General features: G+C 69.0%; 15 protein-coding genes. 3 read left to right on the top strand and 12 right to left on the bottom strand.

The genetic code is table 11. The features are described from left to right. Nucleotides 1–25: 25 nt before the first annotated feature. The 12 genes from DBV35_RS27420 to DBV35_RS27370 all read right to left on the bottom strand — a co-directional run bounded on the left by DBV35_RS27420 (nucleotide 26) and on the right by DBV35_RS27370 (nucleotide 9917). Nucleotides 26–1309: an O-acetylhomoserine aminocarboxypropyltransferase gene (locus tag DBV35_RS27420; RefSeq protein ID WP_108663708.1), complete on the bottom strand. Its 1284-nt coding sequence runs from the start codon at nucleotides 1307–1309 to the stop codon at nucleotides 26–28. Between the two features lie 174 nt (nucleotides 1310–1483). Beyond that, nucleotides 1484–1807, bottom strand: coding sequence for a hypothetical protein (locus DBV35_RS27415; RefSeq protein ID WP_170135054.1), 324 nt, complete (start codon nucleotides 1805–1807; stop codon nucleotides 1484–1486). A 130-nt stretch (nucleotides 1808–1937) separates the two neighbouring features. After that, nucleotides 1938–3005: a class I SAM-dependent methyltransferase gene (locus DBV35_RS27410; RefSeq protein ID WP_108663605.1), complete on the bottom strand. Its 1068-nt coding sequence runs from the start codon at nucleotides 3003–3005 to the stop codon at nucleotides 1938–1940. Beyond that, nucleotides 3002–4123, bottom strand: a complete 1122-nt coding sequence (locus DBV35_RS27405) for a class I SAM-dependent RNA methyltransferase (RefSeq protein ID WP_108663604.1) — start codon at nucleotides 4121–4123, stop codon at nucleotides 3002–3004. Before DBV35_RS27405 ends, DBV35_RS27410 begins: the two co-directional genes overlap by 4 nt. Further along, nucleotides 4123–4842 carry a TlyA family RNA methyltransferase gene (locus tag DBV35_RS27400; RefSeq protein WP_108663603.1) on the bottom strand — a complete coding sequence of 240 codons (720 nt, stop codon included), beginning with the start codon at nucleotides 4840–4842 and terminating at the stop codon, nucleotides 4123–4125. The genes DBV35_RS27405 and DBV35_RS27400 overlap by 1 nt, the downstream gene beginning before the upstream one ends. A gap of 3 nt (nucleotides 4843–4845) precedes the next feature. Beyond that, nucleotides 4846–4977, bottom strand: a complete 132-nt coding sequence (locus DBV35_RS31340; RefSeq protein WP_281262254.1) for a hypothetical protein — start codon at nucleotides 4975–4977, stop codon at nucleotides 4846–4848. Next, entirely contained in the window at nucleotides 4974–5642 is a 669-nt protein-coding gene (locus DBV35_RS27395) for an SCO family protein (protein WP_157962012.1), read from the bottom strand. Before DBV35_RS27395 ends, DBV35_RS31340 begins: the two co-directional genes overlap by 4 nt. Before the next feature lie 5 nt (nucleotides 5643–5647). Next, a complete protein-coding gene (locus DBV35_RS27390; RefSeq protein ID WP_108663601.1) occupies nucleotides 5648–7054 on the bottom strand; it encodes an MFS transporter in 1407 nt (468 codons plus the stop codon). Between the two features lie 199 nt (nucleotides 7055–7253). Further along, nucleotides 7254–7616 carry a PRC-barrel domain-containing protein gene (locus tag DBV35_RS27385; RefSeq protein WP_108663600.1) on the bottom strand — a complete coding sequence of 121 codons (363 nt, stop codon included), beginning with the start codon at nucleotides 7614–7616 and terminating at the stop codon, nucleotides 7254–7256. A 71-nt stretch (nucleotides 7617–7687) separates the two neighbouring features. After that, nucleotides 7688–7966, bottom strand: a complete 279-nt coding sequence (locus DBV35_RS27380) for an exodeoxyribonuclease VII small subunit (RefSeq protein WP_108663599.1) — start codon at nucleotides 7964–7966, stop codon at nucleotides 7688–7690. An 11-nt stretch (nucleotides 7967–7977) separates the two neighbouring features. Then, nucleotides 7978–8904, bottom strand: a complete 927-nt coding sequence (locus DBV35_RS27375) for a histone deacetylase family protein (protein ID WP_108663598.1) — start codon at nucleotides 8902–8904, stop codon at nucleotides 7978–7980. Next, entirely contained in the window at nucleotides 8901–9917 is a 1017-nt protein-coding gene (locus DBV35_RS27370; protein ID WP_108663597.1) for an L-threonylcarbamoyladenylate synthase, read from the bottom strand. The genes DBV35_RS27375 and DBV35_RS27370 overlap by 4 nt, the downstream gene beginning before the upstream one ends. A gap of 229 nt (nucleotides 9918–10146) precedes the next feature. Between DBV35_RS27370 and DBV35_RS27365 the strand changes: the two genes are divergently transcribed. The 3 genes from DBV35_RS27365 (at nucleotide 10147) to DBV35_RS27355 (ending at nucleotide 14521) form a co-directional block, all read left to right on the top strand. Then, nucleotides 10147–11904, top strand: a complete 1758-nt coding sequence (locus DBV35_RS27365) for an acyl-CoA dehydrogenase family protein (RefSeq protein ID WP_108663596.1) — start codon at nucleotides 10147–10149, stop codon at nucleotides 11902–11904. 426 nt (nucleotides 11905–12330) lie between these two features. Then, on the top strand, nucleotides 12331–13356 hold the full coding sequence (locus DBV35_RS27360) for an ABC transporter ATP-binding protein (RefSeq protein ID WP_342752403.1): 1026 nt from the start codon (nucleotides 12331–12333) through the stop codon (nucleotides 13354–13356). Nucleotides 13357–13432: 76 nt separating this feature from the next. After that, entirely contained in the window at nucleotides 13433–14521 is a 1089-nt protein-coding gene (locus DBV35_RS27355; protein ID WP_342752402.1) for an ABC transporter substrate-binding protein, read from the top strand. Nucleotides 14522–14532 lie beyond the last annotated feature (11 nt).

Below are 14532 nucleotides of genomic sequence, written 5' to 3'. Positions count from 1 at the left end.
CCCGCGGCGGCCGCCCGTCCGCCGATCAGGTGGTGGCCAGCGCCTGGTCGAGGTCGGCGATGATGTCCTCCACCGTCTCGATGCCGATCGAGAGGCGCACGACATCGGGCCCCGCGCCGGCCGCCACCTTCTGCGCGTCCGTCAGCTGGCGGTGGGTGGTGGAGGCGGGGTGAATCACGAGGCTGCGCGTGTCGCCGATATTGGCGAGGTGCGAGAAGAGCTTCAGGTTCGAGACGAGCGCGACGCCCGCGTCATACCCGCCCTTGAGGCCGAAGGTGAACACGGCGCCCGCCCCGTGCGGGCAGTATTTCTGCGCGAGCGTGTGGTAGCGGTCGCCCGGAAGGCCCGGATAGCTGACCCACGACACCTTCTCGTGCTTGGAGAGATATTCGGCGACCGCGAGCGTGTTCTCGCAATGGCGCTGCATGCGAAGGGACAGCGTCTCGATGCCCTGGAGCACGAGGAAGGCGTTCATCGGCGAGAGGGCCGCGCCGAGATCGCGCAGCCCAAGCACGCGGCAGGCGATCGCGAAGGCGAAGTTGCCGAACGTCTCGGCGAGCACCATGCCCTGATATTCCGGGCGCGGCTCCGACAGCATCGGGTAGCGCTTGTCGCCCGCCCAGTTGAAGCTGCCGCCGTCGACGATGAGGCCGGCGATCGAGTTGCCGTGCCCGCCGAGGAACTTGGTGGCGGAGTGGACGACGATGTCCGCCCCGAACTCGAACGGGCGGATGAGGTAGGGCGTCGCCATCGTGTTGTCGACGATGAGAGGGACGTTGGCGTCCTTGGCGACCGCGGCGATCGCCTCGAGGTCCATGATCACGCCGCCGGGGTTGGCGATCGATTCGCAGAAGATCGCCTTCGTCTTGTCCGTGATGGCGGCGGCGAAGGAGGAGGGATCGTCCGCGTCCGCCCATTTCACATTCCAGCCGAAATTCTTGAAGCTGTGCGTGAACTGGTTGATCGAGCCGCCATAGAGCTTGTTCGCGGCGACGATCTCGTCGCCCGGACTCATCATGGCGTGGAGCGTCAGGAGCTGCGCGGCGTGGCCCGAGGCGACCGCGAGGGCGGCGGTGCCGCCTTCGAGCGCGGCGACGCGCTCTTCGAGCACGGCGCAGGTCGGGTTGCCGATGCGGGTGTAGATGTTGCCGAAGGCCTGAAGCCCGAACAGCGACGCGGCGTGATCGACACTCTCGAAGACATAGGACGTCGTCTGGTAGATCGGGGTCGCGCGGGCGCCGGTGGTGGGGTCGGGCTGCGCGCCGGCATGGATCGCAAGCGTATCGAAGCCGATAGTGTCGTCAGACATCGTTGTTCCCTCCGTCGTTTCTTGCGCCTTGTCCGTCATCGGCGATCGTCCGTCAAACGACTTCATACGCACGGCTTCAACGCAAGAGGGGCAACGAAACCGGGAAGAACGGCGCACGCGTGCGGCGCCGCCCGGAGGGCGGAGGCGGTTGGCGGCCCGCGCTGGCGCCGGTCGTCAGACCGATGGGTCTGACGGGTCGACGAGGCGGCGGGCGCGCGGCGATTTCAGCGCGGCGTTGGCGGCCTGGAGCGCGGATCTCGCCGCCAGCTTGCGCGAGAGCGGGCGCGTCCGCTTCAGCATCGTCGCCATGTTGCGCCCCGTCTTCGTCTCCACGATGACGAGGCCGCGGTCCACGATGCCGGAACGGTGCCGCATCGATTTCAGCATCGTTCGCGCGGTGGACGAGACCGACACCGCGAGCACGGTGCCGATGGCGATGAGCGGAATGCCTGTCGGCAGCGGGGTCCAGACCGTCAGAAGACCGACGATCAGACACACGATCGACAACGCCAGGAAAGCCGTTTTACGGGCCCTGTTGGTCACTGTTTTCATGAACGAGTCACTTGCCGCCTGCGCGGCACCCCCGGATCAGGGATTCTTATCGTGGAGTTGTGACACGCACGCGACGTCAGCCTCGCGCACTTTTGCGGAAAACGAAGACCTTGGACACGAACGCTGACCAGACCGATTCGAGCTCCAACCCCGCATCAGAGAACACCCGAGGCATGTCGCTGATCAAGTAGGATCGATAGTAGGGCTCGTGAAAGAGTTGCGGGAAAAGCTCCAGCAATCCGTCGAGTTCGGGCGTATCGCCGCTCTGGAGGCTGTCGACGAGCACGATTCGCCCGCCGGGGGCGACGACGCGGGCCATCTCGGCTGCGACGCGCGGCCGCACCTTCGGCGGCAGCTCGTGGAAGAGGTAGATGTTCGACACGAGGTCGAAGCTGTCGTCGGCGAAGGGGAGCCCCTCGGCGGCGGCGACGACCGCGCCCGACCCGGCACGCCGGCCGACCGCCTTCCGGGCCCGCGCGACGTAGGGCTCGGAGAGGTCCGAGGCGATGATGTTGAGGCGCGGGAAGGCGCGGCGCACGTCGCGCAGGAACGCGCCCGAGCCGGAGGCGACGTCGAGGAGGCGGATGCGGCGCTGGTCGGTCTCGCGCACCATCTGCGCGATCGGCACGAGGCCCTGCCGGCGCATCGCGGCGGCGGCGCCGAGGAAGAGGGTCTCGACCTGCGTGTCGTAGAGCTCGGCCGAGCGCTCGCTCATCCAGCCATCGGTCTGGAAGTGGAAATTCTGCATGTAGTAGCGCGGCCGGCGGGAATCCTCGCGGTCGAGCTCCTGGTGGCTCTGCGTCGCGCGGCGGCGCAGGATGTTCGGCAGGTCGTCGAGATAGATCTGGCGGCGGCGGAGCAGCCCCGGCAGCCCGTCCGGCTCGTCGCGCGGGAAGGGGTAGAGGCCGCTCTCCACATTCTCGAGGTCGCGGGCGAGGAGGGCGCGCACGTGGCGCAGCAGCACCGCGCGGGAGGGAATGCCCGCCGGCGCCTCGATCACCGGCTTCGGCACCGGCGGCAGCGTCGGGCCGACGCGCGCGGCAAGGCGCGTCGCGGCGTAGCTCTGCGAGGCGTACCAGCCGACGCGCGCGGCCTGGCTGAGGCTGAAGCGCGTGCGCAGCACGACGCGGGACATCGGCGTCATGAGGGCCTCCTGAAGACGGCGACAGCCTCAATATGTGTGGTGCCGACGAATTGGTCGACGGGTGCGACCGTGTCGACCAGGTAACCGCCCGCGACGAGGATCGCGGCGTCGCGCGCGAACGTGTCCGGGTCGCAGGAGACGGCGACGACGCGTGGGACGGCGGACGCGGCGAGTGCGTGCGAGAGCGCTTCCGCCCCGGCTCGGGGCGGATCGAACACCACCGTGTCGAATTGGGCGAGCTCCTTCGCCGAGAGCGGGTGCTGCATCAGGTTGCGCCGCACGATGGTGCTGCCGCGCCGTCCTGCGGCGTGGGCGAGGCCGTCCTCCAGCGCGCGGAGCGCCGGGCCGTCGACGTCGATGGCCGTCACCTTGGCGACGCGGGTGAGGGGCACGGTGAAGGTGCCGAGGCCGCAGAAGCAGTCGGCGAGCGCTTCCGTCCCCGCCGCGCCGGCGGTGACGAGGCCGATGAGGTGCGCCTCCCCCTCGCGGCTCGCCTGGAGGAAGGAGGCGGGCGGGAGGGGGATGTCGACCCCGTCAAAGCGCACGACCGGCGTCTCGCGCGCGAAGGCAAGGTCGCCATCCACATTGAGGCGGATGATGGCGGGCGCGTCGGTTGTGAGGATCGGCGAGGGGCGCCGCTCGCGCCGCGTCGGCCGCCGGCCTTTCTTCACCGGGCGCTGCGGGGCCTCCGTCGTGACCGCCACGTCGATGCCGTTCGAGCCGAGCGTCGCCGTGAGGCGCGCGCGGCCCGCGCCGCCCGCCGCCGTGGTGGCGAGGCTGCGGATCGCCGGGAGCGCCGCGTTCAGCTCCGGCGCGAGCGCAGGGCAGGTCACGACGTCCACCACCTCGTGCGAGCGGGCGGCCTGATAGCCGACCTTGACGCCGCCGGTGCCCGCGACCGCCGTGAAGGTCGCCCGCCGCCGGCTCGCGAGCGGAGCGCGGCGGAGCGGCTCGATGGCGGGCGCGAGACCGCGTTGGCCGAGCGCGTCGCGCACCCGGCCGCGCTTTTCCTCCGCGTAGGCCTCGTCGGAGAGGTGGAGCCTGTTGCAGCCGCCGCAGCGTCCGTAGAGGCTGCAGATCGCCTCGCCGGCGGCGCGTTCCGCGTCCGAGAGCGCCATCACGTCCGCTCGGCCGCGATCAGGAATTCGCGGTTGCCGTCGCCGCCGGGCACCGGGGACGGGATGAGGCCGAGGACGGCGAAGCCTTCCGCCGTCACGAGCGCCGCGACGCGCTCAAGCACCGCCTCCACCGGCGCATCCTCCCGCACGATGCCGCCCTTGCCGATATGGTCCTTCCCGACCTCGAATTGCGGCTTGATGAGCGCCACGAGACGGGCGCGCGGCGCGGTGGCCGCGAGGACCGGGGGCAGCACGAGGGTGAGCGAGATGAAGCTCACGTCCGAGACCACGAAATCCGGCGCGAACGGGAGATCGTCGGGTGCGATGTGGCGGGCATTGACGCCCTCCATCACCGTCACGCGCGCGTCGCTCGCGATCGAGGGATCGAGCTGATCGCGCCCGACATCGAGCGCGATCACGCGGCGCGCGCCGCGCCGCAGCAGCACCTCGGTGAAGCCGCCGGTGGAGGCGCCCACATCGAGCGCGTCGGCGTCGGCAGGGTCTATGGCGAAATGGTCGAGCGCGGCGGCGAGCTTGTGCGCGCTGCGGCTCACATAGGGGTCGGCTTCGGCTTCGATGGCGGCGGCGGGGCCGATCTTCTGGCCGGGACGGGTCGCGACCACGCCATCGACGAGGACGGCGCCGCGCAGGATCGCTTCACGCGCCTGGCTGCGGGTCCGGCTGAGGCCGCGATCGACGAGGAGCTGGTCGAGCCGCATGGCCTACTGGCACATGAGATAGCCTGCCTCGACCATGGCGCGGAACATCGCCCCGGCGCTCTCGGACCACAGGACGATCCCGAGCGCGAGGAGGAAGGCGGCCGCGCCGATGGAGAGGACCGAGGTCGTGCTCATCCGCCGACGAGATCCTTCAGCTGCTGGATCACCGCATCCCCCTGCTTCCTGGCGATTTCGGCATTCTGCCGCACGTTCGGATGCATATAGGGAATGTAGCCGGCATAGTCTCCCTTCGCGTCGAAGAGGAGCGTGTCGGCGGTGTGGTTCATCGTGTAGCTGCCGTTCGCGAAGGGCACCTTCTCGAAGCGGACCTTGTAGCGCTCGGCGACGTCCTTGACGGTGTCGACGCTGTCGGAGGTGAGGCCGATGATCCGCTCGTCGAACGCGGTGAGATATTGCTTCAGGAGCGCCGGCGTGTCGCGCTCCGGGTCGACGCTCACGAAGACGATGTTCAATTTGTCCGCGTCCGGGCCCAGCTCCTCCAGCCACTGATGGGCGTCGACCATCGATGTCGGGCACACGTCCGGGCAGTGGGTGAAGCCGAAGAACATCGCGCGCGGCTTGCCCTCGAGGTCCGCCTCGCTGACCGGGTTGCCGTTGTAGTCGATCAGCTCGAACGGGCCGCCGGCACCCTCATATTGGGAGCGGATGAAGGCGGCGCCCACCGAGGAGGAGGCCTCCATCGCCGGCTCGTTCACGAGCGTCTTGCCGACATAGACACCGCCGACGATCGCCGCGAGCACGAAAACAAGTGCCCACAGGGCGATCCGTAGCGTCTTCATTGCAGTCATCCTCGTGTGCTGTCTTCCATATCGGCGGTTTCGGACGCGGTGTTGAGAGGGTGCGTCGCTGCGTCCGCGCCGGCCGCCGTGCCGTGTTCCTCGCCCCCGGACGGGGGGACGGGCTCGGGATTCGGGGCGAAATACGGGGTCTCCAGCAGCGGATCGTCCTCTGGGATCGGCTCCGGCGTCAGCGCGCCGCCGACGGGCGCGGTGGAGAAGATGTCGAAGTCGCTGCGCATCGTCTCGTCGGGCCGCTGGCGCGTCATGACGCGCACCGCGATGAAGGCGGCGAGCGCGGCGGAGGCGACGGCGATCATCAGGAAGAGGCCGCCGGGGCCGACGACCGCCATCATCGCCGCGGAGATCAGCGGGCCCGCCGTAGAGCCGATGCCGTAGAGGAGCATGATGGCCGCGCTCGTCTCGACCATGTTCTCAGGGTCCGTCCAGTCGAAGGCGTGGGCGGCGGAGAGCGAATAGACCGGCAGCATCGTGAAGCCGACCGCGAGGCCGAGTACGATCAGCACCGGCTGCGGCAGAGAGGCGGACATGGTGAGGACGAGCGCCACCACCGCCGTCGCCCCGACCGCGATCAGGATGACGAGGCGGCGGTCCACGAAGTCGGAGACGCGGCCGAACGGATATTGACCGAGCGCGCCGCCGAGCATCGCGGCGGAGACGAAGAAGGCCGCCTCGTTCGCGGTGAAGCCGACATCGACCGCATAGATCGCGCCGAGCGAGAAGAGCGAGCCCGTCATCACGCCGCTGATGAAGGCGCCGGCGAAGGCGGCGGGGGCGACGGTGAAGAGGAGGCGCGGGCGGAAGCGCACCACGGGGATCGCGACAGGCTGGCTCGCCCGCGTCAGCGCGACGGGCACGGCCGCGAGCGACAGCATGATCGAGCAAAACGAGAAGAGGGCGAAGTTGGTGAGCGGCATCGTGGTGATGCCGAGCTGACCGATCGTGATCGTGACGTACGTGATGATGACGTAGGCGCTCATCACGATGCCGCGCGTCTCGTTCGTCGCCTTCTCGTTCAGCCAGCTCTCCACGATGACGAGGATGCCCGAGATGCAGAAGCCGATCGCGAAGCGGAAGACGATCCACTCGATCTCGCCGATGACGAGCGGGAAGGCGAGGGCGGCGGCGGAGACGAGGCTCACCATCGCCGCGAAGGCTCGGATGTGGCCGGCGCGCAGGATGACGAACGGGGCGAACATGCAGCCCGCGACGAAGCCCGCATAATAGGTGGAGCCGAGGAGGCCGATGGAGAATCGGTTGAAGCCCTCGACGTCGGCGCGCAGCGGCACCAGCGTCGTCTGCAGGCCGAAGCCGAGATAGAGAAGGCCCACCCCGATGAGGAGGGCGGTGACCGGCGCGAGTGCCTGCCGTGTGCTTACCGAACGCGTTGCCATCGCAAACCGCCAGACCGATCGAGGTTCGTTGCGGGCGCGTTACGATGGACGGAGGCCGTTGTCGACCCCGCGAAAGATCAAGGCTGGGTTGGGACGGTGGGGAACGGCCGCTGGCGGGCGCTCAACCCCAGGGTGGCCGGCGCAGGGATTGCGCCGGGCGGGCGCGCGACACTTCAGCCGGCGCGCGGCGGCGCGGGGGTCAGGGCCGGCGCGATTGGCCGTAGAAGCCCTCGACGTCGCGATGGTAGGCCTCGTCCTGCCAGTCGGGCTCGGCGCGGGCGGAGAATCGCGGCGCGCTGGCGAGCTGCTCCTTCGTCACCGGCACGACATAGCCCTTTTGGGCCTCGTCATAGTCCAGCATGTCCCAGGGGAGGGGGTGGTATTCCTCGCCGATCCCGAGGAAGCCGCCGAAGGACATGATCGCGTACTTCACGCGGCCGTCACGCTTGCCGATGACGAGATCCTCGACCGTGCCGAGATATTCGCCGTTGGTGCTGAAGACGGGCGTGCCTTCGACGCGGCCTGCGCGGATATTGTCTTCCTTGGCGGTGGACGCCGTCACGGCGGGTCTCCTTCGATGGACTTTGCCCTCAAACGGATCGCATTCGCGCACCGTTCCGAACAGGCGGTGCGTCAGAATGGGATGTCGTCGGGCGCCTCGCCGTCGAGCGGCTCGGTGCCGGCGGCCGCGCCGTCGGCGCGCAGGCGCACCTTCTCCACCCGCATTTCGGCATTCTTGAGGAGCGTGTCGCAGCGCGTCTTCAGCGCCTCGCCCCGCTCATAATAGGCGATCGATTCTTCCAGGGGGACGTTGCCCTTCTCGAGCTTGTCGACGATCGTCTCGAGCTCGACCATCGCGGCTTCGAAGCTGAGCTCTTCGACGGGCCGGGTCCCAGCGGGAGCGTCGGGCATGGCTGTGTCCTTCAGTCTTTCGCGAGGGTGGCGACGTGGGCCGCCACGGAGCGGCCGAGCGCGGCGAGATCGTAGCCCCCTTCAAGGCAGGAGACGAGGCGGCCCCGGCAGGACCGGTCGGCGACCTCCATCATTCTCTCGGTGATCCACACAAAATCGTCTTCGAGGAGCCGGATGTCGCCGAGCGGATCGTCCGCGTGCGCGTCGAATCCGGCCGACAGGATCAGGAGATCGGGGTCGAAGGCGCGCACGGCCGGCATCACCACCGCCTCGAAGACGCTGCGATACATCGGCCCGTCCGTGCCGGCCGCGAGCGGCAGGTTCACGATGTTGCCGACGCCGCGCTCGGTCGGCGATCCGGTGCCCGGATAATGGGGGCTCTGATGGGTCGAGACGTAAAGGACGCTCGGGTCGGTCTCGAAGATGTCCTGCGTGCCGTTGCCGTGATGGACGTCGAAATCGACGATCGCGACGCGCTCCAGCCCATGCGCCTTCTGCGCGTGGCGGGCCCCGATGGCGACGTGGTTGATGAGGCAGAAGCCCATCGCATGGTCGCGCTCGGCGTGGTGTCCGGGCGGGCGGCCGGCGACGAAGGCGTTCTGCGCCTCGCCCGCCATGATCGCGTCGATGGCGTTGATCATCGCGCCGCTCGCAAGGCGCGCCGCGATCATGGAATCGGGGCCGACATTGGTGTCGGCATCGAGCGCGATCATCCCCTCGGCGGGGATCAGCGCCTCCAGCTTCTCGATATAGGCCGACGGGTGGCAGGCCGCGATCGCCTCATAGGGGGCGGGGGTCGGCCGGCGGCGGACGAGGACGTCGAATTCGGGGGCGGAGAGGGCGCGCTCCACGGCGATCATCCGCTCCGCCCGCTCCGGGTGGCCGCGCGGCGTCTGGTGCCGGGCGAAGGCGGGATCGGTGTAGAGGAGGGTCGTCATCCGTGGGCCTCGCTCGGCTCGGGGCGGGGCGCGGCGGCGCGCGCGAGACGGTCCCGGATCGCAGCGCCGAGCCCGTCGGTGGGAATGGGCGACACCGCGATGGTGGCGGCGCCGGTGGCGTCGAGCGTGCGCAGGCCCGCATAGAGATTGCGCGCCGCCTCGGAGAGGTCGCCGGTCGCTGACAGGCGGACGGTGCGGGCCTCCGGCGCGGCGCTCCGCTCGCTGCCGAGGGCGAGCCAGGCCTCGTCCGCTCGCACGTCGGCGGCGGCGACATCGAGGCGGATGCGCGCGCGCGGTGCGTAGTGGGAGACGAGAAGGCCCGGCGAGCGGAGCGGCCCCTCGGTCGGCGCGCCTTCGAGGAGGGGGCCGGTGATCGCGGCGATCGCGGCGGCGGGGAGCGCGCCGGGGCGCAGGAGACGGACGGGCTCGTCCGCCGCGCCGCTGAGATCGATGACGGTCGATTCCACCCCGATCGGGCTCGGGCCGCCATCGACGATGAGATCGATCCGCCCGTCGAGCTCCTCGCGCACGGCGGCGGCGGAGGTGGCGCTGACGCGGCCCGAGCGGTTGGCGCTTGGCGCGACGATGCCCCCGATCTCGGCCGCGACCGCACGCATCAGCGCGACGTCCGGCACGCGCACGGCGACGGTCGGCCCATTGGCGCAGGCGGCATCCGTCACCGCACCATTCATGCGGCGCGGGAGCACCATCGTGAGGGGGCCGGGCCAGAAATGCTGGGCGAGCGCGGCGGCGAGAACCGGGATCTCAGCGATGCGCTCGGCCTGGTCGAGGCTCGCGACGTGGACGATCAGCGGGTTCTCCGCCGGCCGGCCCTTCGCGCGGTAGAGGCGCGCCACGGCCTCGGAAGAGGCGGCGTCTGCGCACAGGCCATAGACGGTCTCCGTCGGCAGCGCGACGAGGCCGCCCTCCGCCAGCACCCTGACCGCCCGCGCCGCCGCCTCGTCCTGCGGCTCGAGCGCGATCGTGCGGGTCGCGATGGTGGGGTCAGGCATGTCGGCGCGCAGTCACAAGCGGGATGTCCGGGGCTGGATGTCGCGGGCGCCGATACGAAAAAGGGCGTGGTTGTCTCACGTTCTGCAACGCACCCGCGGATGTCACAGATAGCGCCTCGGCCCTCCTTCAACAAGTCGAGGCGGGCGGCCCGCCCTGGCGCGAACAGGACGGATGCGGGCCCCGCCGCGACGCGCTAAAAGTCGGGGAAGAAAAGGTTGGGAGGCCGCCATGTCGTACACCGCTGAAGTCGAGCAGATGATCTTCACGCTGGAGAAGGTCGCGGGTCTCGAAGCGGCGCGCGCGGCGGGATCGGCCGGCGAACTCGGCGCGGAAGACGTGCGGGCGATCCTCACCGAGGCGGGGCGCTTCGCCGAGACGGCGCTCGCCCCGCTGAACGAGAGCGGCGACCACGCCCACAGCCGCCTCGCGGACGGCGTCGTGACGACGCCGAAGGGATGGCGCGCCGCCTACGAGGCGTGGGCGGAGGCCGGCTGGGGCTCGCTGACGGGCGATGTCGCCTATGGCGGGCAGGGCCTGCCGATGGCGCTCCAGGTGGTGCTGACGGACATCTGGAACCAGGCGAACGCCGCCTTCGCGCTGAACCCGGTGCTGACGGTCGGGGCGATCGAGGCGCTCCAGGCGCACGCGAGCGAGGCGCTGAAGGCGGTGTACCTGCCGAAGCTCATCGCCGGGACCTGGACGGGGACGATGAACCTCACCGAGCCGCAGGCGGGCTCCGACCTTGCCGGCCTTGCGACGCGCGCGATGCCGGAGGGCGACCACTACCGCCTCTTCGGCCAGAAGATCTTCATCTCCTATGGCGAGCACGATCTCAGCGAGAATATCGTCCATCTCGTCCTCGCCCGCCTTCCGGACGCGCCGGAAGGGACGCGCGGCATCTCCCTCTTTCTCGTGCCGAAATTCCTGGTGGAGGCGGACGGGAGCCTCGGCGCGCGCAACGACGTGCGGTGCGTCGGCGTGGAGGGCAAGCTCGGCCTGCACGCCTCGCCGACCTGCACGATGGCCTATGGCGAAGCGGGAGAGGGGGCGATCGGCTACCTGATCGGCGCGCCCAACCAGGGCCTGCGCGCGATGTTCACGATGATGAACAACGCCCGCGTCCAGGTCGGCATGCAGGGGGCGGCGGTCGCCGAGCGCGCCCGACAGCGCGCCTTCCACTTTGCCGCCGAGCGGCGTCAGGGGCGCACGAGCGACGGCGCGCCGGCGGCGATCATCGACCATCCGGACGTCGCGCGGATGCTGCTCACCATGCAGTCGCTCACCGAGGCGGCGCGGTCGATCTGCTATGCCTGCGCCGTCGCGATCGACCGCGGCCGGCCGGGCCACGAGGACGCCGCCTTCTGGCAGAAGCGCGCCGATCTCCTGACGCCGATCGCCAAGGCCTTCGCGACCGACATGGGGGTCGAGGTCGCCTCGCTCGGCATCCAGGTCCATGGCGGCATGGGCTATGTCGAGGAGACGGGCGCCGCCCAATATTATCGCGATGTCCGCGTCTTCTCGATCTACGAGGGGACGAACGGGATCCAGGCGATCGACCTCGTGCGGCGCAAGATCGGGCTGGATGACGGGGCCGTGCTCGCGGCCTATCTGGCCGAGCTTTCGGCGATCGCGGAGGCGGCGCGCGGCGCGAACGCGGTGGATCTCGCGCCCGTCGCGGCGCGCCTCGACGCGGCGATCGCCGCGATCGCGGACGCCTCGGCGGCGCTGCAGGCCGAAATCGCAGCCGGCGAGACGGACCGCGCGCTCGCGGGTGCGACGCCATTCCTGCGCGCCTTCGGCACGACGGCGGGTGGCGCCTACCTGTGCAAGGCCGCCCTCGAGGCGAGCAACGGGGGTGGTGCGGCGCGGGCGGCGCTCGCCCGATTCTACGCCGAATCGATGCTGAGCGGGGTGCCGGCGCAGGCTTCGTCCGCCGTCGCGGGGGCGCGCGACGTCCTCGCGGCCGCCGCCTTCCTGCCGCGCTGACAGCCTGACCGCGCGCCGCGCGGGCTCTGCGTTTGGAGGTTGTCCCGTCACGCCGCGCAAGACGGGGCGGGCGGCCGCCCCATCGATATTGCGGCACGCCGGATCGCCCCGGATTGCCACAATGCCGCCACGATGGTGGCGATCCCAACCGGTTGGGACGACCCGTCCTGGCCCGAAGCTTGCTACGACATCCAACGGTTGAGCGCGGTCGCCGAACCGGCAGGCGTCGCGGGCATGGGCCAGACAAGGCCGGGCGGCCTGAGTTTCGGGCCGGGTGTTTCGGAAGGGTTGACGATCAGCAAGGCGGCGTGCCGTACTTGTGGCAGATGAAAACGGAGGCGGGTCCTGGCCAACAAATCGGAACGGTCCGTAGGCGCTGCGGTGACCTTCGACGGGGTGCAAAAAAGCTACGATGGGGAGACCCTCGTGGTGAAGGATCTCAACCTCAAGATAGCCGAGGGCGAGTTTCTCACGATGCTCGGCCCATCCGGTTCCGGCAAGACAACATGTCTCATGATGCTCGCCGGGTTCGAACCGCCCACGCACGGCGAAATTTATCTGGATGACAAGGCGATCAGCCAGCTTCCCCCGCACAAGCGCGGGATCGGCATGGTCTTCCAGAATTACGCGCTCTTTCCGCACATGACGGTCGGCGAGAATCTCGCCTATCCGCTGAAGGTGCGGGGCATGTCGAAGTCCGATATCCGCCAGCGGGTGGACCGGGCGCTCTCGATGGTCGAGCTGTCCGGCTTCGGCGGACGGCGTCCGGCCCAGCTCTCCGGCGGCCAGCAGCAGCGCGTCGCCGTCGCCCGCGCCCTGGTGTTCGAGCCGAACCTCGTCCTGATGGACGAGCCGCTCGGCGCGCTCGACAAGCAGCTGCGCGAGCAGATGCAGTACGAAATCAAGCACATCCACGACAATCTCGGCGTGACCGTCGTCTACGTGACGCACGACCAGACCGAGGCGCTGACGATGTCGGACCGGGTCGCCGTGTTCAATGACGGCGTGATCCAGCAATTGTCGCCACCCGAAGAGCTTTACGAGAACCCGAAGAACTCTTTCGTTGCGCAGTTCATCGGTGAGAACAACAAGCTTTCGGGAACGGTATCAAATATAGCCAACGGTCAATGTGACGTGACCCTCGATTCCGGCGGCGTGGTGCGCGCTCTCGCTGTGAATGTCGATGGGTCGGGTTCGCGCACGACCTTGTCATTGCGCCCCGAGCGCGTGTACATCGATGGCGACGCGGTCGAAAATACACTCGATGGGGTCGTCGAGGAGCTCATTTATCTGGGTGAGACGATCCGGGTGCGCCTCACGGTGGCTGGGAACGACCAATTCATCGTGAAGGTCCCGAACCGCGGTTCGGAGACGAGGCTCTCGGAAGGCGCGTCGGTCACCGTCGGATGGGCGACGGCCGACTGCCACGCCCTCGATCCCATCGCCGCGTAAAGACCCGAAGTGCCCGCAAGGGCCGATCAATGAATTGCCGCCGAAAGGCTGGTGGCAGCAATGAGGGAGACGAGACTTGCTGAAGCAATTGGCACTCACAACCGCCGCGTCGGTGATGGCAATCACCGCCGCCGTGGCTCAGGACGACAGCCTGACGATCGTGTCTTGGGGCGGCGCGTACTCGGAAAGCCAGCTGAAGGCTTACGACGAGCCCTTCACCGAGAAGACCGGCACCAAGATCTTCCACGAGGACAAGTCGAACCAGGCGCTGGCCGGCATCCGCAGCCAGGTCGAGGCCGGCAACGTCACGTGGGACGTCGTCGACATGCTCCAGGCCGACGCCCAGCGTGCGTGCGATGAGGGCCTGCTCGTCGAGATCGACTTCGACAACTGGCTCGCCAAGGCTCCGGACGGCACGCCCGCCTCGGAAGACTTCATCGAGAACACCACCGGCGACTGCTTCGTCCCGCAGATCCTCTACGCGACGATGTTCGCCTACAACACGAAGGCCTTCCCGGACGGTGGTCCGAAGACGATCGCCGACGTGTGGGACCTCGAGAAGTTCCCGGGCACCCGCTCGCTCGAGAAGATCCCGCAGAAGAACCTCGAATGGGCGCTGATCGCCGACGGCGTGCCGCATGACGAGGTGTACACGGTTCTCGCCACCCAGGAAGGCCAGGACCGCGCCTTCGCCAAGCTCGACGAGATCAAGGATCACGTGATCTGGTGGGATGCCGGCGCGCAGCCCCCGCAGCTCCTCGCCGACGGCGAAGTGACGATCGCCTCCGCCTATAACGGCCGTATCTTCAACGCGCAGGTCAACGAGAACCAGCCGTTCGAGATCATGTGGGACGCGCAGATGTTCGAGGTCGACGGCTGGGTCGTCCCGGTCGAGACCGGCAAGCTGGACCTCATCAAGGACTATCTGAACTTCGCGACCGACACGCAGCGCCTCGCGGACCAGGCGAAGTACATCGCCTACGCGCCGGCCCGCAAATCGTCGGTGCCCCTCGTCGGCACGCACGAGGCGACGGGCGTCGACATGAAGCCCCACATGCCCACCTCGCCCGGCAATTTCGACACCGCGATCCGGTTCGACGTGGAGTTCTGGGCCGACTATGGCGACGCGATCGAAGAGCGCTTCAACGCCTGGCTCTCTTCGTAAGGGATGATCCC

It is taken from the genome of Acuticoccus kandeliae (assembly GCF_003073115.1).
Note: the sequence above shows the minus strand (reverse complement) of the source record. Positions and strands in the feature narration are given on the sequence as shown.

Coding starts and splice junctions, on each gene's coding strand:
- DBV35_RS27420 (WP_108663708.1), bottom strand. CDS start 1,309: ATGTCTGACGACACTATCGGCTTCGATACGCTTGCGATCCATGCCGGC.
- DBV35_RS27410 (WP_108663605.1), bottom strand. CDS start 3,005: ATGACGCCGATGTCCCGCGTCGTGCTGCGCACGCGCTTCAGCCTCAGC.
- DBV35_RS27405 (WP_108663604.1), bottom strand. CDS start 4,123: ATGGCGCTCTCGGACGCGGAACGCGCCGCCGGCGAGGCGATCTGCAGC.
- DBV35_RS27400 (WP_108663603.1), bottom strand. CDS start 4,842: ATGCGGCTCGACCAGCTCCTCGTCGATCGCGGCCTCAGCCGGACCCGC.
- DBV35_RS31340 (WP_281262254.1), bottom strand. CDS start 4,977: ATGAGCACGACCTCGGTCCTCTCCATCGGCGCGGCCGCCTTCCTCCTC.
- DBV35_RS27395 (WP_157962012.1), bottom strand. CDS start 5,642: ATGAAGACGCTACGGATCGCCCTGTGGGCACTTGTTTTCGTGCTCGCG.
- DBV35_RS27390 (WP_108663601.1), bottom strand. CDS start 7,054: ATGGCAACGCGTTCGGTAAGCACACGGCAGGCACTCGCGCCGGTCACC.
- DBV35_RS27380 (WP_108663599.1), bottom strand. CDS start 7,966: ATGCCCGACGCTCCCGCTGGGACCCGGCCCGTCGAAGAGCTCAGCTTC.
- DBV35_RS27375 (WP_108663598.1), bottom strand. CDS start 8,904: ATGACGACCCTCCTCTACACCGATCCCGCCTTCGCCCGGCACCAGACG.
- DBV35_RS27370 (WP_108663597.1), bottom strand. CDS start 9,917: ATGCCTGACCCCACCATCGCGACCCGCACGATCGCGCTCGAGCCGCAG.
- DBV35_RS27365 (WP_108663596.1), top strand. CDS start 10,147: ATGTCGTACACCGCTGAAGTCGAGCAGATGATCTTCACGCTGGAGAAG.